The sequence below is a fragment of the Pararobbsia alpina genome (genome assembly GCF_902859895.1).
In the GTDB taxonomy this organism is placed as follows: Bacteria; Pseudomonadota; Gammaproteobacteria; order Burkholderiales; family Burkholderiaceae; genus Pararobbsia; species Pararobbsia alpina.
The window spans coordinates 108334-125670 of the sequence record NZ_CADIKM010000015.1 but is presented as its reverse complement, the minus strand read 5'-3'; the positions used below and the strand labels follow the sequence as shown (position 1 = coordinate 125670).

Here is a 17337-nt window from a genome sequence, read left to right as displayed (position 1 = left end):
GCGGATCTGGAGCATGCACTGAGCGTTCTGGCCTGACCGGGTCAGAGTCGAACCGCAGCATTACTGTGTATGGCCGCTTTCGGCAAGATTGAGTGTCCCTTGAGGGTCGCGGATTCAACCGGACGATGCAACAACGTGATGAAATCGCTCAGCTGGTGTATCGAAGATTAGTGTTTTCCTTGGACGCTCATTGAGCCGCCTGGCGACGGTGACCTGACCCGGGATTTGCGGACCAAAGCGAACTGGAGACAATGGCGCATCCGGGGTCGGAGGGCGTCATGAAGAAGAGCCGATATAGCGACGAGCAAATCGTGCGGACCTTGCGAGAGGCGGACCGGGACGCGATTGGCGAGGTGGCCAAGCGCACCGGCGTGAGTGAAGCGTCGATCTATGCCTGGCGCAAGCGTTTCGGGGAGATGGTGAGCGACGACGTTAGGCGTCTGAAGGCGCTTGAAGCCGAGAACGCGCGCTTGAAGTCAGCCAACGACGGGCGTGTGCGCTGCTTCAGGTGAGCCGATCGAGCTTGCGTTACGAGTCGAGAATGCTGGTGAAGGATGCGCCGGTGATTGCAATCATGCGCACACTGTCGGGGATCTATCCGCGCTTTGGTGCCGGGCGAATTCGGATCATGCTCGGGCGCGAAGGCATGCGTGTGGGCAAAGAGCGTTGCGCGCGGTTGTGGGCCCAGGCAGGCCTCCAGGTGCCGAAGAAGAGGCGCCGGCGTCGTGTGGCCAGTCATCGTCCGCGCGTGCCTGTACCGATGGCGAGGAACACCGTTTGGAGCTATGACTTTGTGTTTGACGGTTGTGCCAACGGTCAACAACTGAAGTGTTTGACGGTGGTCGATGAGTACACGCGGGAATGCCTGGCGATCGACGTAGCCGGCTCGATCCGATCGCAACGCGTGGTCGATGTACTCAGTGACAGGCTCTGTATCTTTGCTAGCGATCTTCACCAGCATCACGAAGCGCGTCTGACGTTCGACGAGAGTCGCGATCTGGCTGTTTGCGCTGCCGAGCGGCAGATCGCCCTCCCAGTGGCACAGTATCGCGCGGTCCTCGACTGTGGCAGGGAGTTCGCTTATCGATACAGTGTCACCGATTCGACCACGCTCATCCGTCTTCCCCGTGTAGTGACTTGAGCGACGCATGACCCGTGAACGCTGCAAATGCTCCAGCAATACCTTGTGCGTCGTACATCATCATGTCGCGGGCCGTGTCGTTCATTTTATCTCCTGTCTTAACAGGTTTTGTTTTAGATGCTGAGGGGAAAGCGCTCTCCGTTCACCGGTATCGCGCAACTAACGCCTGGTACCGCACATCCGATTTCAGCACGTCGAAGTCTCGCGTCGAATCGAGCAGATCGAACTGCCTGAAGCCTCGCTTGAAAGCATCGTTCAAGTGTTCGATGGCGAGTTCCGGTTGGGCGCTGCGAGCGGCCAGCACGGCGTAATCGTAATCGACCTCCGGGTGCGCCGGCGGGTATTGCTCGGCTTGCGCCAACAATGTCTCTGCCTGATCGGCCGCCCCGTCGCGCATCGCTGCCTGCGCCTGCTGCATCAGAGTCCGGTAATCCGCGCTCTGGATGACAGTCGGCGCTGCCGCTGGCACGACCGTCTGCGCAACACGCACCGGCGCAACGGCCTCGGAGGCAGCCGCGGCCTGTCGTTGTGCGGGAGCGGCGTCGGCGACCCTGCGGTAATAGACACGGCCGCCAAATGGCACCTTTACGTACATCCGGTCGGGCCCGTCGAAATAGAACGAAAGCCCCAAGCCATACGGAAAATCGAGCACCACCTCATCGCCCTTGCGCTCGATGTCCTTGTGCGTCGCGGAAGGCCGGTCCCAGTTGTCCCTTGTAGTAGCCGAGGTACTCGAACAGCGACTGCGTAAAATATGAGCCTTTCAATGTTCGGTCAGGTGAGAGCGGACTGGCGAAGGAGCCTGACTTCGGTCCGAGCGACTCTTCATTGACACTCGTTGCCGTGATGATGTTGTAGCCGCTGCGGCTGCGATCGATCGCGGCTCGCGCGTGTGTTGCGTCCGAGGCCTGAGCACCATTCGCGCTGTCGTCGGTGAAATGGATGCCCTTGGACGTATATTCCGGTCCTGTCCAGGACGCGAGCGAGATTCCCGCATGCTCGCTCTGGCCGCCATTCGTTTGCAAAATGTAGGTCGTGCTGTCGTCGACAATATCGTCGAGCATGTCGCCGCTATAGCAGGTATCGATTACCACCCGCGTCGTGTGGCTTGGCTTGCGAGCGAGGTTCTGCACTAGCGTGTCCGGCACGGCGTGCCGTTGATAGTGCAGCAGGATCTCGGTGCGATCGTTCGAGCTGACCGTGCTCTGATCGCCCGAATCGTAGGCCATGATCGACATCTTGCGTTGATCGTCTCCGGCCGGTGACGGCACTGGTGCATTGCCGTGACTCGAGATGTAGATGAACACGTCGTCGTTCGGCCCGATCTCGTGGTCGAGTTTCGCAATGGCTGCCTCGATGTTGGCCTGCGTGGCGTGCTCGTTCAACAGCGCCGTCACGTTGTAGCCGGCCCGCAGCAGATACCCTTGCACGACCACCGCATCGTCAGCGCCCTGAATGTCGGGCAAGTGGTACGGATCTGCAAAATGGTTGATGCCGACCACGAGGGCGCGCTTGACCGGCACCGCCGAGCTCCGACGCTGCGCTTGCGCATAGAAATCCAGCGCCTTCCCGGCCGCGACGTCCCAGCGCTTCTGCAGAATGTGTTCGGGATAGAACGGTGACGTAGACTTGAGTCCAACGATAGACAGGACGATCGTGAAGGCGTCATCGACCTCGTCTTCGTTGCGGTAGGTTCCCGTCAACTGGACGCGACCTGTGCTGTCGCGCGTAATACTCGCCTGATCGAGCCCGTGTTCGTGAAACTTGGTTTGGATGCGCTCAAACAGAGATTGGGGAACGTTATAGGCGTGGTAGGCGTTCTGATACCCAGGCAGACTGCTGGCCGCACAACCGGTAAGCAGCAGTGTGCCGACTACGGTTGCAACGCGTACGAAGGACGATTTCATCACTTATATAGAAGCGTGCTGGGCACCCTGGTGAAGACGTGCATCCACACCAGCAGCCAGCATCAATCCGCGCAAATTCGGGAAGAAGCCGTTGACCGGTGGCATGCCGCCGGTCAACCGGACCTTTACTCGACGCTAAACGTCTGGGACGCCACGGACGGCGGATTGTCGCCGGCTGTTACGCTGAATGCGACGCGGTACTTGCTGCCGGGCTTGGCATCCTGCGGGATCGGAACGTGCACGGTGTCCTTTTGCTCGCCAGGTTCGACGGTGTGCTGTTCTGAGGTGTGTCCAGGAAACGTCACCTGCGTCTCCTTCTGATCGTCGGCCACGACGTAGAGCTTGCGCTCCACAGTGACGGGCGTTTCCGCTCCATCCGGCGTCATCACGATGAACGAGCTGTCGACCTCGGCCTGGCTACCGGCCTTGACGGGGGCTACCACACTGACAGCTTCGGCACGCGTGACAATGCCCTGACTCGGCTTGTACTTGATGTCGTGTTTGACCTTGTCGTAGTCCTTGGTGCGCTGAATATCCGATTCAGGCATCCATGCTGGATTTTCTTTGAAGCAGGTGTCGATAGCTGTCTAGTAGGCAGTGGCGAAGCCCGCAACGCCGCCTACCGCAGCGCCAATCAGCGCTCCCTTCACCGCATCGTCTTTCTTGTGCGTAGCCAGCATGGCCGTCAAGCCGGTCAGCGCGCCGATGCCAGCACCCTTTGCCGTCGTGACAATCTGCTCTTTTTTTACGCAGGCATTCAGTTCATCGTTTGCTGATTCCTGTGCGGATGCGCTCGCTGCGGAGAATAGCAACCCCGTGGCAATGGTCGCACAGGCCACTGTGGTCATAGTTTTCATTCTGGTCATACCCTCGGTTACCTCTTTTTGCCGGCAAGTATCATTTGCATCAAGCTGGCACAACCGCGAAAACAAGCAGCGTGCTACCAGAAGAAATGCTCGCTTCACATCGGCACCCGGCCCTCCGGAGTGTCGCGCTCCGATGGATTGACGGCGTTATGACGGAAAACTTTAGTTTTTTTTGGCACTCAGGACATTTTTATTTATTTGGTGCGCCAGAAACGCGTGCGCAGACCGACGGATTACCCCACTATCAGAGATGAACTTAAGCTAACGTTTTCGTTACACCTGCACGATGAAAATAGCAATTCGCGATGACACAACAAAATTTGGTCGTCGTACAGCGGGCAGGGCCCTCCGGTCGACTATGATAAATTGCATTACCGTAGCGATCAGATCCAGTTCGTCACGCACCTCACTCGGCGCAAGCCGCACGGCCGGTAGGGCGACGTCTCCGGCTCATCGAGAAGCACCAGAGCACTCTTTCCGGCGACCCTCATCAATTTCGCGCAAAACAGGGCGAGACTGCCATCGACCCCGATGGCCATCGCCTGCGTGTCTTTTTCTTGGTGGCAGCGTGAGTCCGCGTCCGGCCAGTTTCGGTCACTCGCGCTGCTCAGCCGAAGGACGTTTGACTGTCGGCTCCGCTCAGGTAACAGACGTTCATGCAACAGTCAGGCTCGTCGAGTCGTTGGACAAATCGACGGTGGAGTCTGTGGCCACCGATTAAGTTCGTCCGTGATACCGTCCGCGGGTCGCAGTTGACCTCTTAGCCGGGATAATCGCAGACGAAATGACCACTACATGCAACTGTGCCTTGTGCAACCAACCCTTCTCCATCGTAGGGAACTCGGGCGAACACATCGTACCGAATTCGATCGGCGGTCACCGGAAGGTCCGGGGCTTCATCTGTAAGGACTGCAATAGCCGAACCGGTGACGGATGGGATGCCGAACTCTGGCGACAGTTCCAACATATCGCATTGATGCACGGGATAGCGCGCGATCGTGGCAACGTCCCGGCGATCCCGGTGCAAACTGGGTCCGGCAAGCAGTTGATGCTTTTGCCAGACGGCAGCTTTGATGCCTCGACGGATCACATTCGAAAAGGTCGCCAACCCGGGGGGCAAGGGATTTCTCATCAACGCTACGGTGCGCACAGCGGAAGAAGCTGAAGAGATAATCAGAAACCTTGCCGCGAAACACCCGGAGATCGATGTCGAAGCGGTGTTGTCCACGCTGCAAGCGAGGGCCGAATATCTCGACTCGCCGCTTACGTTCGGCACCGCGTTCGCCGGTCCATTGGGCGGCCGGTCGATGGTGAAAACCGTGGTTGCATTGGTCTTTGATGCCGGAGTCAGTCCATCAGCGTGCAATCTGGCGCTTCCCTATCTGCTCGACGAAAATCGCGAGGCACCCTACGGACTTTTCTATGAGCGTGATCTGGTACGCGAGCGTCCCACGAGTTTCACGCCTCACGTTGTCAGTGTGCGTGGCGATTCGAGTAGTGGTTACCTAATAGGATACGTAGAGTATTTCGGGCTGGCCCGGATCGTCGTGCCGCTGAGCGATCAATACGATGGCGAGGCCTTCTCCTCGACTTATGCTTTTAATCCCGCCAACGGCCAAGAGATCGACATTAGTGCTGACCTCTGCTTCTCTGGCGAAGAAATCGAGCGAATCAAGGCGAACGAGGCATATACCGTTGCGCAGTACGCGGCCGTCGTCAACAGTTCATTCGGGATCGTCTATCGTCGTAGTTTGCGACGTCAATACAGAAAGGCATTCGCCGGGTCGGCTGAATACGCTGCGTCGAGACTTGGAATCGCCTATGGCGAAGTTATTCCTCCCGCGCAGGCAAGAGAATTCGCTGAGCACATGATGGAAAGACTCAGGCCGCTGTTCGCCTACATGGCTGCTAATGGGATCCCTATCGCAGAAGCTATGCGAACCGACGACGTTGACTGACCACTTCTGGCCGCACTCAAAGAACGTGCTCGCGCTGAGTTGAGAGCGCAAGGGGCTCGCCGTCTGCAGGATCGCTGGTGTGGTTCCAGCGCATAGGTGCGCGCCAGGACATGACCGTATGCTCTAATAGGCGTCAGGTGTCTGTACCGATTTCCGTCTAGGCCGGGGGTTATGTGGAAGAACATCATGAAACGGTACCGCAGTCGAATGCGGCGGTTGATGCGGTCGAGGATATTTCCATGAAGTACGTCGCCTTCTGCGACATACTCGGATTTTCGAACAAATTTCGACTGATTTCGACGAAACTCTGAAGATTTATCGTCAGTTTGGCGAGCGCCTAGAGCCTGCGTTCTTTGGGAACGTACGCATGACAATGTATTCGGATGCGATTCTTCTTACCGCCGATGAACTTTGGCCGCTTCTTAGCGCGGTACAGGTTCTCTGGTTCATCGCTCTCACAGAAAATCTGATGCTTCGTGGCGGCATCGCATACGGGAAATACTGGGAAAGACGTCAAGGCAATCACATGATGGTTGTCAGCGATGCCCTTGTGAGGGCCGTCAAGATCGAAGGGATGGTGGGTGTACCGGCTGTGGTTCTTGCTGATGATATCGACTTGGGCCTCAGTTACTGGTTCCAAAGATTTAGAGACGGCCAATACAGAACGCCCCTCTGCATTTTAGAGATAGGAACCGCGCGTCTTGTCACGCTCCGGGCTGCCACCGTCGCTCAACCGCGGTCGTTTGTCATCGTTTCGTGACCGTTTGTATCCACGTGCAGTTCTGCTGCGACGGCAACGGTCGAATTAGCCTCGTCGTGTCCGTGATGCAGCCGCACGATGATTCGCGCTGGCAGGTCGAAACCAACAGTTGTTGCCGTGTTGGATTCCCAAGCTCAGTCCGGCTATACTTTCGCTACGAGACCTGATTAGAAACTAATAACCGAGGGATACGCAATGGCCGCTGAGCTTCCTTATCTTTCAAGCTATAAAAATGTTGCTGAGCTTTTTCAACGCATCCTCGCGGCAAAAAAACCTGATTCGTTTACGACACGATATTTATCAGATACGGTTGGGCTTAAGAGCGCTGGCGACAGACAACTTATTGCTCTGCTTAAAACTCTTGGTTTTTTAGATAGTGCAGGTCGACCGACTGTCGACTATGATCAGTTGAAGAACGCAAGCAGAGCTCCGAAAGCAATCGCGACTGCCATTCGAAGAGCCTATGAACCGTTATATGCCGCCAACGAGAGTGCCCATGAATTACCAAATTCAGAATTGAAGGGCCTGATTTCCCAAGTGGCTGGCTCCGATACCGGCGTTACATCAAAGATTCAAGGTACATACTCTTCGCTTGTTAAGCTTGCTGATTTTAGCGGCGGTACACCCGTGTCTCCGGAAGCGAGCGCTCCGCCTTCGAGAGACGGGAGTGGTGAACCCCAAGGGGCCGCAGCAGAACGCGCGAACAGTCCGCGTTTACGGCCGGAATTTCATTACAACATTCAGATTCATTTGCCCGCCAACGCCGTCGAAGAGACTTACCTTAACATCTTCAACGCTCTTCGGAAGTCATTTGAATCATGAACGACCAGCGCCTCGCACTTTTCCTTATGCTCGGACAAACCGCGTCCCGTGGAATGCAGAAACTCCCTGGACTTGTCCCACCAGAACCGCTACGGGTCTCAGAATCACATGATTTGGCCGTGACTATGCCAGAAATGGTTCGCGAGGCGATCGACGCTGCGGAGGTATATAAGCTTTTCTTTGTTTTTGAAAACTATCTCCGAGATTTTGCTGTGGAAGTTCTGTCCAATGATGGGCAGGCGGATTGGTGGGCCAAGGTTCCCAAAGACGTCCAAGATGAGATTGTCAAATTAGAAGAAACGGAAGAAGCGAAGAGCTGGATGGCTCTTGGCTCCCGAGATAAATCGTCACTTATGACTTATCCTCAGGTCCTTCGAGTAATCGATCACTGTTGGAAGAGTGATTTTGAAGATTTAATTCGCGATAAGGCTCTTATTCAGGAGGCGCGGATGGCTGGGCATCTTCGAAACGCTATTTGTCATATGTCGTCGATACCAGACGAAGAGGTTGCTCGCGTGCGGCAAGTGATGAGAGATTGGTTCCGTCGCATCGCGCCGTAATTTTGTAATGACAGTTTCACCTCGCAAGCAGCCGCTGGAGTCCAGCGGAGACGACTGGCAGTAACGGGCCGAACCCGGCCCATTTACATCGAACCGAGTCCGATCACGAAGCGCATTTACCGGCCGTTGCCGTACATATCGAGCAGCATCAACGTTACGCCATTGGTCCAGCCGAAGCCGTCCTGCAATGGGTATTCGCCGCCACCTCCACCACCTTCTCCCGCCCCTTCGACGACATACTTCTCGACGAGCTTCTGCTGTGTCTTGTAGACGTTCTCGACGTCCGAGAGAAAGCGCGTGCCGATAGGCTTTGCAAGATCAGCGCGCCCATAGCGCTTGAGCCCCTGAATCGCGATCCAGTGCAATGGCGCCCAACCATTCGGTGCATCCCATTGCTGCGTGGTGTCGTAGGTCGATGTCGTAAGGCCGCCCTCCTTGAGCAGCACGTTCTGCACGGTCTGCGCGGTTTTCCGTGCGCGGTCAGGCCGGGCGACGCCTGCCATCAATGGATAGAGCATCGCGGGCGTCTGATTGTCGCGAGCCTTGCCGAGCTGCCAGTCGTAGTCGCCGTAGTAGCCTTTGTTGTTCCACAGATAGCGGTTAATGCCTTCCGCGCGCCGCGTCGCGTAGCCTTTGAACTGCGCGACGCAGCCGAAATCGCGGGCGATGCTGCAGCCGCGCGCGATCGTCGTCTCGAGATGGAACAGCAGGCTGTTCAGATCGACTGGAATGATCGACGTGGTCCGCACGGTCCGCAGGTTCTGGTTGTCGCCAAACCAGCGCGAGCTGAAATCCCACCCGCTTTCAGCGGTCGCGCGCAGGTCGCGGTAGACCTCGTTTGCCGGACGCCCACTGGCCTGCGTCGCGGTCTGGACGTCTTCGATATACGACTCATCGCGCGGAGTATCCAGATCGTCCCAGTAACGGTTAAGCAAAGTGCCGTCGCGCAGCACGACAACGTGGCGCGTCGCACTGCCACGCGCGGTGCCGGTCGCACCCAGCATCCAGTACGCGTACTCCTTGCGTAGTTCAGGCAGATACTTTTGATAGACCTTGTTGCCTTCCTTTTGCGCAGCGAGTTCCACCATGTATGAGTAGAACGGCGGTTGTGACCGGCTCAAGTAGTACGTGCGATTGCCGTTCGGGATATGGCCGAAGGTGTCGATCATGTACGCAAAGTTGTCGAGCATGTTGTCGACGAGATCTTCGCGTCCCGACTCCTGCAGGCCAAGCATCGTGAAATAGGTGTCCCAGTAGTAGCCCTCGCGAAAACGCCCCCCCGGCACGACGTAGGGATTGGGCAACGGGATCAGCGAGCTAAAGTCGGGGGCGGTCGTTGTCGTGCGAGCAAGACCGGACCATAGCCAGTCGATGTGCTCGCGCAGGCTCTGGTTGGGCGGCGGCGTGATGCTCTGGTCAGGTGGAGGCGTGAAATACTGGTTGACGAATGTCTGCAGCGAAAAGCCAGGCTGGTTTTTCTGCGCTTCGTACCGTTGCACGATCGCGGCGGGAGTGTCGTTTGGCGTCGAGTCTACGAAGGCTTTCTGGTCACTGAAGATCTGCGCGGTCTGGACGGCGACGAACAGATCGCCGTACAGGACGTCCGGTGCCGGCGGCAACGCTGCGCCGACCCGGGTGTCGGCGAGGCAACTCGCGGACGCGAGCACGAGGGTCCCAATCCACGCCACGCTGATCGCAGTCAGTGAGCGCTGCCGCGTGATGCGCTTTCGACTGCGAGAAAAATGCGGAGCGCGACGCAATGCGGATGCCTGAAACGACGGTTCGACGAATGGCGAGTCGCGCGGTAACGCTGCGCCGGTACGAGACTGTGACTGGATACTCATGTCGCCTCCTTGGTGTATGGGCATTTCACTGGTCTCGTCGCGCGATGCCATCCGATGCCGTCTACATGTGACATGCGGGTTCGGTAGGGTACTGTCGGATCGCAGGCATCGCACGCGTTGGAAGATTGAATCAACTGCGGTGCGCGTCTCGTTGAATGAAGCAATCGACGACTCAGAAGTGACGTGTTGTGCCAGCCGCAGCTTTGCGGGTTTTGAGCGCTTATGCCTAATCGGAGGGGCCCTTGGAAAATCGAGCAAGAGCGGCTAGGCGCAATGTTCCCACTATGGGCGAACATATCGTAAATCACATCTAGACCATGCAAATTCACTCCGACGCCACAACCGCTTACACGAAGCGCTTCGACGCCGTACTCGCTTATATCGATGCGAATCTCGAGGGCGACCTGTCGGTGGGCGCGCTGAGCCGCATTGCGAACTTCTCGAAGTTCCATTTTCATCGGCAGTTTGCCGCCTATGTGGGAGTCCCGGTTGCACGCTACGTGCAACTGATGCGCTTGCGTGGGGCTGCTCGCCGCCTAGCCTCGTGCGAGTCCTGCTCTGTCCTCGATGCCGCGCTCGACGCGGGATTCGACAGCCCAGAAGCCTTCAGTCGAGCGTTTAAGCGATCGTTCGGCATGGCACCGAGTTCTTTCCGGCAGCACCCGAAATGGCAGATCTGGAGCGCAAGCTTCGTCGTCCCCTACTTTTCAAGGAAACTGACCATGCAAGTGAGAATTGTTGATTTTTCTGAAACCCGTGTCGCCGCTCTTGAACACTGTGGGCCGACCGGACTCGTCAACGAGAGCGTGCGCCAGTTCATTGCCTGGCGCACGCAAAGTGGCCAATCTCCGCTGCCATCGAGCAGGACTTTCGGTATTCCGCGCAGCAACCCGGATACGACACCGGCGGATGAATTCCGCTTCGACATCTGCGGAGAGATTGACGAACCTGTCGCGCCAAATGTCTACGGTGTTCGCGAGCTCGTCATTCCAAGCGCTCGATGCGCAGTGGTTCGGCATGCGGGAGCGACCGACCACATCGGCGAGACGATCTATCCGATCTATCGCGACTGGCTTCCTGCAAGCGGAGAGGAACTAGGGGACCACCCCTTGTTTTTTCACTACCTGAGCGTCTCTCCGGAAACCCCGCAGGACCAATGGCAGACCGACATCTACATTCCCCTCGTGTGAAAAGACGTGTCGACCGCACGGTCTGGGTCGACGCTTCACCCCGGACGTTCAATGTCCGCTTCTTGCCAATACGAGGGTCGGCTCCGGGTCGAACGGTCTCATCCGTCAACACGGTCCGGATGCATCGGTCGGACCCACTCCTGAACTAGGGGAAGCCCAGCTTCCCCGAAATTCATGTACAAAATAGGTTTTCTCATATAAATTTTGCGGATGAGCAAGTCATCCGCCACCCCACCTTTGCAAGCCGCCGATTCCGACGAAGAACGGCCGAAATACAGCGTGCCCGCGCTGGAGAAAGGGCTCGACATTCTCGAGCTGCTCGCGACGCAAAGCGAAGGACTCACGCAGTCGGCCATCGCCGCCGAACTCGATCGCTCGACCAACGAAATCTTTCGGATGCTCAACTGTCTCGAGCGGCGTGGCTGGATCTCGCGCAGGCGGCCGGAGGAAACCTACACGCTCTCGCTCAAGCTTTTTCACCTGGCCAACCATCATCCGCCCGCGCGGCGGCTGCTCGACGTCGCGATTCCGCAGATGCGGCAGATGGCCTTGTCGATCCAGCAGTCATGTCATCTTGGCGTCTATAGCGACGGCGCGCTGCTCGTGATCGCGCAAGTCGAGAGCCCGATTCCGGTCGGACTCTCGGTGCGCCAGGGCGTGCGCTTTCCCCTCATCGAAACCTCGTCGGGGCGCGTGCTGCTCGCCTTCCAGCGGGCCGAGGTCCAGGAGCAATGGCTGCGTGAAGCGGGTGCGCCACAGCCGGGTACGCTCGCCCACAGCAAGCTCATGCAGCGGCTCTTGCACTGCCGGCATGAAGCCTTCGAGACCGTCTCGGACGAGACGCTCGACGGTGTCACCGACATCTGCTTTCCCGTCTTCGACCCGGTCGGCGAAGCCTGCGCCGCACTGGCCGTGCCGTTCCTCGCGGCACACAAGACCGGCATCACGCTCGCCGAGGTCTGCGAGCAGGTGGCCCTGCATGCGGCTACGATCACCGAGGCGATCGGCGGGTTCAGCCCCGTGCAATACACGACATCGAACGGAAGCTGAGCGGCGCACGCTGAAAAGCGGTCGTTGCGAAGACAGCACGGAGAGATGCGCCCCCCAAAAGCACATGTTGAACAAGTGCGCGGCGATCATGCCGGAAAGCGGACGCCGAAAACCAGACTCCAGACCCAGCGCCCCGCAGGATTTACGTCAGCTCAGTCGAGCCGGTAGATCCGCCGCGCGTTGTCGTACAGCATCGCTGACTGCTGACTTGCATCACATCCCTCGAGCAGCTTCGACGTCGCAGCGACCCAGGCGCCCAAGTCCCCGCCGAGCCGGCACACCGGCCAGTCACTACCCCAGACGAGGCGATCCCAGCCGAAGCATTCGACCACATGCTCGAAGTACGGCCTTAGGTCGTCGACCTGCCAGCCTTGCGCCGCATACGCGACGATACCTGACACCTTGCAGTTCACGTTCGGCAGCTCGGCGATCGCCCGCATCGAATCGCGCCAGGGAGCGAGCGCCCCACCCTTGATATCGGGCACCCCGCAGTGATCGAGCACGAACGTGAGATCGGGGCAGCGCTGCGCCAGCGGCAGGCCCACATTCATCAACTGTGTCGCCAGCACGCACAAATCGAAGGTGTAGCCACGCGCGGCCAGCAAGTTGAGGTTTTCGGAAAATATGTCGTTTTGCGAAAGGCTGTCAGGTGCCTGATGCAGGATCCGACGCAGACCCTTGACATGCGGCCGCGAGGCAAGCCGATCGACAAAGGCGGCAAACTCCGCGGTCGAATGCTCGGGCCTGCATCCGGCGATCATGCCGATCACATTGTTGTCCGCGCGCGCAACGATCTCGCCGATCAAATCGATTTCAGCCTCGATCTGCGAAGCATCGACATCGACTTCCATCATCAGTGCCTCGACGATGTTCGCGGGCTTCGCGAGCACCGCGAAGTCCTCGATATGCGCGGCGACGGCTAACTCGGGTGCCCCTTGGGTCCACGGGTAGTTCAGCGACTCGGGATAGAGCAAATGCAGATGCGTGTCGAGGATCTTCATACTGGATAACGGTCCTTGCGGCAAGCAATGAGCCTGCACGGAGTCGGGGTTGACGTCGGAACGCAGACGATAAGGGCATCGGCCCGGTCACGGGTATCCGTACAAGCACGGACACCGGCATGCGCGCCGGTGCCGTCGTTCACAGCGAGTTGCCGTGCGCCGCGACCGCGTCGCGATACTTTACTGTCTGCAAATGTTCGCAGTAGAGCACGAGTTCGCCATCATTTTTGAACACCTCGTAAGACGCGCGATAGAGTCCCATGTCGGGATACTTGGGCTGCTTCTCAAGATCCGTCTTGATCGTGTAGATCGTGTCGCCGATGAACACCGGCTTGATGAAGCGCAGCTTGTCGTAGCCGTAGGAGAACGCGTTCACGCAGTTCGTCGCGACCAGGCCGAGCCCCGCGCTGAACACGAACGCACCCGCGATCAGACGGCGCCCGAAGATGCCCTCCTCGCGTGCGAACATTTCGTCGGCGACGTACGGATGCATATCGAGCACGAGTGCATTGAACTGCATGCTCTCGCCCTCCGACAAGGTGCGGCGCAGGGAGCGGATGCGGTGGCCCGGCACGATGTCTTCGTAGAACCAGTTCTCCGCGTTCCAGACGGGGATCTGCCCATGCAGTGCGGGATCGGCATTCGGATTTTTCATTGCAGGACTTCCTTTATTGGACCGCGCGCCCTCATATCACGGAGCCCTTCACCACCCCCATCCGCAGGTCGAACTCAGCATCGATCGCGACATTGTGCTCGCCGACGGTTGGCGAGCCCCGGCTCGCCTTGAGCGCCAGACCGTCGAGACGGATCGGGCAGCGCGTGGTCACCATCGACGCGCCGTTGTCGCGCACCACATCCTGCAAGAAGTCGAGCACCTTGAAACCGTCGTGTTCGAGCAGTTCGTTCCAATCCATCACCGGCGCACACCAGTAGTCGGCGGCTTCGAGCTTCGCGAGCCATTCGGTCGTCGGACGCGTCGCGATGTGCTCCACGAGCACCTGCTTGATTTCGTCGCGCTGTTCGAACCAGCTGCGCGGGTCGGCGAAGACGGCGAGCGCATCGCATTCGAGCAACTGCCCGAGCCGCGTCACCGAACCCATCGCCAGCGCGAGATACCCGTCGGCACTCTTGTAGATCCCGTAGGGCGCACCGAGATAGGCATGTGCATTGTTGATCGTGCTGCGCGACGGGCTGCGCCGGCCGTCGTTCAGATGGGTCGTCAAGACTTCGAACTGGAAGTCGAGCGTCGATTCGAGCAGGCTCACTTCGACGAGGCCGCCCTCGCCCGTGATGCCGCGCCGCACGAGGCAGGCGAGCAGACCCTGGACCAGATGCGCGCCCGCCAGCATGTCCGCCACCGCGAGGCCGAACGGCACCGGCCCCTGCGACGCATCGCCGTTGAGCCAGACGAGGCCCGAGCGGCTTTGCACCAGCAGGTCCTGCCCCGGCAGCTTGACCCAGGGGCCCTGGGTACCATAGCCGGTCACCACGCCGTAGACGAGCCGCGGATTGATCTTGCGGACTTTCTCATAGTCGAGGCCGATGCCTTCCATCACTCCCGGGCGGAAATTCTGGATCAGCACGTCGGCACGCTCGATCAGCTTGCGCACGCGTGCGAGGTCCTCGGGGTTCTTGAGATCCGCCGCGTAACTGCGCTTGTTACGGTTGATCGTATGGAACAGGGTGCTGTCGCCGTCGAGCTCGAGGTTCGAAATGTAGAGCTGGCGACACAGGTCGCCCTGCTGCGGACGTTCGATCTTGATGACGTCGGCGCCGAGATCGGCGAGCCGCAGCGCGGCGGACGGCCCCGACAGAAACTGGCTCATGTCGAGCACGAGCAGTCCGGCAAGCGGACGGGAATCAGTGGCACTCATTTAAGACTCGTCGATAACTTATTGGTGACTCATTGCCGGTTTGCGCGGGATGCCTCATTTCCAATACTGGCGATGCAGGCGGTTCAATCCGTCGAGCGTCTCGCGCAACCCGGCCTCACCGCGCAGCCAGGTGTGCACGACGAGACCGGCGTCGTTCTGGAATTCGATATAGCCAGGGTAGCGCGGGCGCTGCCAGGCTTCGTCGAGCGTCGAAAGGGTCCGCGTGAAATAGTTGTTCGAGAGACGGTTCGCTTCAGCGTCGAGCCAGGCCGCGCGGTAGCCAGGCTGGCCGCCGCCCTGCACATAGATGCCCCCCTGCACGGCGCCGCTCGCGACGAAACGTGCGTACTGGAGCGCGGCCTCGCGGTGCGGCGAAGCCGCCGATACGGCCAGCCCCGCGCCGCCGAGCGTCGAACGCAGGCGGCTGCCCTTGCGCGTGACGAGCGGGCCGGCTTCGAGTAGGCTGGCCGCATAGCCCGGGCGCGAATAGTTTGAATAGCCATAGGCGAACGGACAATAGAACAGCGTGTCCGAGCGCGTCATGGCTTCATAGGTCTGGATCGGATTGCGCTTCAGACAGGCCGGGTCGCAGGCCGTCACGAGCTCGCGCAGCGCATTCAGCGCGCGTTCGCCGACTTCGTCGCTGCCGAAGCGCTCCGGACCCGCGCACGGTATCTCCCCTTCGTTGACCCACAGCATGAAGAGATTCATCAGGCTGTCGATCGGGATCGCCGGCACGGCGACATGACCCGCCCGCGCGAGCGTCATCAACTCGTCCCAGGTCTGGGGCACGGCCACGCCTGCACGGTCTAGCAAGTCCCTGCGCGAGGTCGCGACCGGCGTCGCCGCATCGATCGCGAGCGCCCAATGATGACCATCGTACTCATAGCTCGGGTGCGAAGAGCCGACGCTCTGCGCAGCCTGGTCCTGAAGAAAATCCTGCGGCAAGGCCGTATCGAGCGGCACGAACAGGCCATGCGCCGCGGCTTCGCCGATCGACGGATGGTCGATCACCAGCAGGTCGAATTTCGACGCGAGCTGTTCGATCGAAAAATCGGCGAATGCCTGCAGCGAACGCGTCTGCCACTGAATCTCGACACCGGGGTTCAGTTCCTGGAACCGCTGTCCGGTCGCGACCTTCGGCAGGAAGCCCCGGGTATGGTTCCAGGTGATGCCGCGCAATGTGATCATGCTTGAAGCTCGCTTCGAGAAGGACGGATACCGCCCTGCGCGCTCGAACGCGCGCAGGCGTCGACGAGTTCCATCGTATGGAGCGCATCGTCGACGGCGGTGTGGAGGACAGGATCTTCGCCGGCGGCGAAGCGCTGGAGATTGGACATCGTGCCGATGAACCCATCCGGAAACCACCGACCTTCGAGCGGAATATCGGTCCAATTGAACGCAGCGGCTCCGAGCCCCTCGGACAGGCCGAGCGTCGCGAGCCGCAGGGTTTCCGGCTCGCCATTGGGATAGTTGAGCAGCAGGCCGAGTTTGACTTCCACGGCCCCGCGCGTACCTTCGATGCGCAACGTTGCGGCCTCGCCTTCAGGACCGAACTGATAGGTGTGGTTCAGCGATAAGCAGCAACGGACCGGCGCCTCGAAATCGAGAATCGTGCTGGTGCGCGCATCCCGCAGTGTCGGGTGAGCCGGATGCGGGACCGAACGCGACATGACCGAGCGCGGTTCACCGAGGAGGCTACGGATGAGGTCGAGGTAGTGGATCGAATGCATCGGCACCTCGACCTGTTCGAGATCCGACATGAATGGCCAGAGATGCCACGACGTCCGACAGGCGAGACGGACTTCGACATCGAGCAGTTCGCCGAGCAGTCCGCGCGCGAGCGCGTCGCGTACCGCGAGCATCATCGGTGTGAAGCGCAACTGGAAGTTGACGGCGGCGATGAGTTGACGGCGATGACAGAGTTCGACGATCTGCCGCGTCTCGGCGAGTGTACGGCCAAGCGGCTTCTGGATCAGGACGGTCGCGCCTTCGGGCAACTGTTCGAGCGCCATCAGCGCCGCTTCGGGAACCAGGGCAAGGTCGAAGACAACGCCCGGGATGGCCGCAAGCTCCGCGATCGATTCGCAGACTCGCGCGATCCCATACTGGGCCGCAAGATCGCGCGCCTTGCCGAGGTCACGGTCGTGGATCGCGGCCACTTCGAGGCCTGCCTTGCGGTAGGCGGGCAAGTGAGCATCGCGGACGATCGCGCCGGCGCCGATGATCGCAATCGGCCTGGGCTTCGCAGGTAGCGGCCAGCGTTGTTGTAAATGGTCCAGCGCAGCATCCATCGTAAGGGCTCCCCCTCCGTCCGAACTCCCCGAGTACGCTGGCAGCCATGCCTGATGGCATCTGGCCGCC

17 protein-coding genes and 2 pseudogenes are annotated in these 17337 nt (G+C 59.5%); 8 read left to right on the top strand and 11 right to left on the bottom strand.

Annotated features, from left to right (window positions below; translation table 11 throughout):
• Positions 1–278: 278 nt before the first annotated feature.
• A pseudogene (locus HV670_RS31075) lies at positions 279–922 on the top strand (transposase); the annotation flags it as partial.
• On the opposite strand, the pseudogene HV670_RS16600 reads toward HV670_RS31075, so the two are convergent.
• The 5 genes and pseudogenes from HV670_RS16600 to HV670_RS16580 all read right to left on the bottom strand — a co-directional run.
• Positions 902–1186 (bottom strand): annotated as a pseudogene (locus tag HV670_RS16600) (transposase); the annotation flags it as partial. The pseudogenes HV670_RS31075 and HV670_RS16600 sit on opposite strands and share 21 nt — an antisense overlap.
• A gap of 97 nt (positions 1187–1283) precedes the next feature.
• The gene (locus tag HV670_RS16595) at positions 1284–1793 is read right to left on the bottom strand and encodes a TPR end-of-group domain-containing protein (protein ID WP_175105891.1); all 510 of its coding nucleotides are present in this window, start codon (positions 1791–1793) and stop codon (positions 1284–1286) included.
• Between the two features lie 4 nt (positions 1794–1797).
• Complete coding sequence (locus tag HV670_RS16590) at positions 1798–3048, bottom strand: caspase family protein (RefSeq protein WP_175105890.1); 1251 nt, start codon at positions 3046–3048, stop codon at positions 1798–1800.
• Positions 3049–3173: 125 nt separating this feature from the next.
• Positions 3174–3596, bottom strand: a complete 423-nt coding sequence (locus tag HV670_RS16585) for a hypothetical protein (protein ID WP_175105889.1) — start codon at positions 3594–3596, stop codon at positions 3174–3176.
• 39 nt (positions 3597–3635) lie between these two features.
• Positions 3636–3914 (bottom strand): hypothetical protein, encoded by a 279-nt coding sequence (locus HV670_RS16580; protein ID WP_175105888.1) that lies wholly within the window; start codon positions 3912–3914, stop codon positions 3636–3638.
• Positions 3915–4698: 784 nt separating this feature from the next.
• Here HV670_RS16580 and HV670_RS32235 point away from each other — a divergent pair.
• From HV670_RS32235 to HV670_RS16555, 5 genes are all read left to right on the top strand, one after another.
• Positions 4699–5079, top strand: coding sequence for an HNH endonuclease (locus HV670_RS32235; RefSeq protein ID WP_175105887.1), 381 nt, complete (start codon positions 4699–4701; stop codon positions 5077–5079).
• Complete coding sequence (locus HV670_RS16570; RefSeq protein ID WP_175105886.1) at positions 4988–5872, top strand: hypothetical protein; 885 nt, start codon at positions 4988–4990, stop codon at positions 5870–5872. The genes HV670_RS32235 and HV670_RS16570 overlap by 92 nt, the downstream gene beginning before the upstream one ends.
• A 367-nt stretch (positions 5873–6239) precedes the next feature.
• Positions 6240–6632, top strand: coding sequence for a hypothetical protein (locus HV670_RS16565; protein ID WP_175105885.1), 393 nt, complete (start codon positions 6240–6242; stop codon positions 6630–6632).
• A 195-nt stretch (positions 6633–6827) separates the two neighbouring features.
• A complete protein-coding gene (locus HV670_RS16560; protein WP_175105884.1) occupies positions 6828–7454 on the top strand; it encodes a DUF5343 domain-containing protein in 627 nt (208 codons plus the stop codon).
• The gene (locus tag HV670_RS16555) at positions 7451–8014 is read left to right on the top strand and encodes a Swt1 family HEPN domain-containing protein (protein WP_175105883.1); all 564 of its coding nucleotides are present in this window, start codon (positions 7451–7453) and stop codon (positions 8012–8014) included. The genes HV670_RS16560 and HV670_RS16555 overlap by 4 nt, the downstream gene beginning before the upstream one ends.
• A gap of 116 nt (positions 8015–8130) precedes the next feature.
• Here HV670_RS16555 and treA read toward each other — a convergent pair whose 3' ends face one another.
• Positions 8131–9858 (bottom strand): alpha,alpha-trehalase TreA, encoded by a 1728-nt coding sequence (treA, locus tag HV670_RS16550; protein ID WP_175105882.1) that lies wholly within the window; start codon positions 9856–9858, stop codon positions 8131–8133.
• Positions 9859–10175: 317 nt separating this feature from the next.
• On the opposite strand from treA, the gene HV670_RS16545 reads away from it, so the two are divergent.
• On the top strand, positions 10176–11048 hold the full coding sequence (locus HV670_RS16545) for an AraC family transcriptional regulator (RefSeq protein WP_175105881.1): 873 nt from the start codon (positions 10176–10178) through the stop codon (positions 11046–11048).
• A gap of 210 nt (positions 11049–11258) precedes the next feature.
• On the top strand, positions 11259–12098 hold the full coding sequence (locus tag HV670_RS16540; RefSeq protein ID WP_175105880.1) for an IclR family transcriptional regulator: 840 nt from the start codon (positions 11259–11261) through the stop codon (positions 12096–12098).
• A gap of 152 nt (positions 12099–12250) precedes the next feature.
• Here the strand turns inward: HV670_RS16540 and HV670_RS16535 are convergent, their stop codons facing one another.
• From HV670_RS16535 to HV670_RS16515, 5 genes are all read right to left on the bottom strand, one after another.
• Entirely contained in the window at positions 12251–13099 is an 849-nt protein-coding gene (locus HV670_RS16535; RefSeq protein ID WP_175105879.1) for an amidohydrolase family protein, read from the bottom strand.
• Between the two features lie 139 nt (positions 13100–13238).
• Positions 13239–13754: a MaoC family dehydratase gene (locus tag HV670_RS16530; RefSeq protein WP_175105878.1), complete on the bottom strand. Its 516-nt coding sequence runs from the start codon at positions 13752–13754 to the stop codon at positions 13239–13241.
• 31 nt (positions 13755–13785) lie between these two features.
• Entirely contained in the window at positions 13786–14973 is a 1188-nt protein-coding gene (locus HV670_RS16525; RefSeq protein ID WP_175105877.1) for a CaiB/BaiF CoA transferase family protein, read from the bottom strand.
• 54 nt (positions 14974–15027) lie between these two features.
• Complete coding sequence (locus HV670_RS16520; RefSeq protein ID WP_175105876.1) at positions 15028–16164, bottom strand: ABC transporter substrate-binding protein; 1137 nt, start codon at positions 16162–16164, stop codon at positions 15028–15030.
• Positions 16161–17267 carry a Gfo/Idh/MocA family protein gene (locus HV670_RS16515; RefSeq protein WP_175105875.1) on the bottom strand — a complete coding sequence of 369 codons (1107 nt, stop codon included), beginning with the start codon at positions 17265–17267 and terminating at the stop codon, positions 16161–16163. Before HV670_RS16515 ends, HV670_RS16520 begins: the two co-directional genes overlap by 4 nt.
• Positions 17268–17337: the final 70 nt, after the last annotated feature.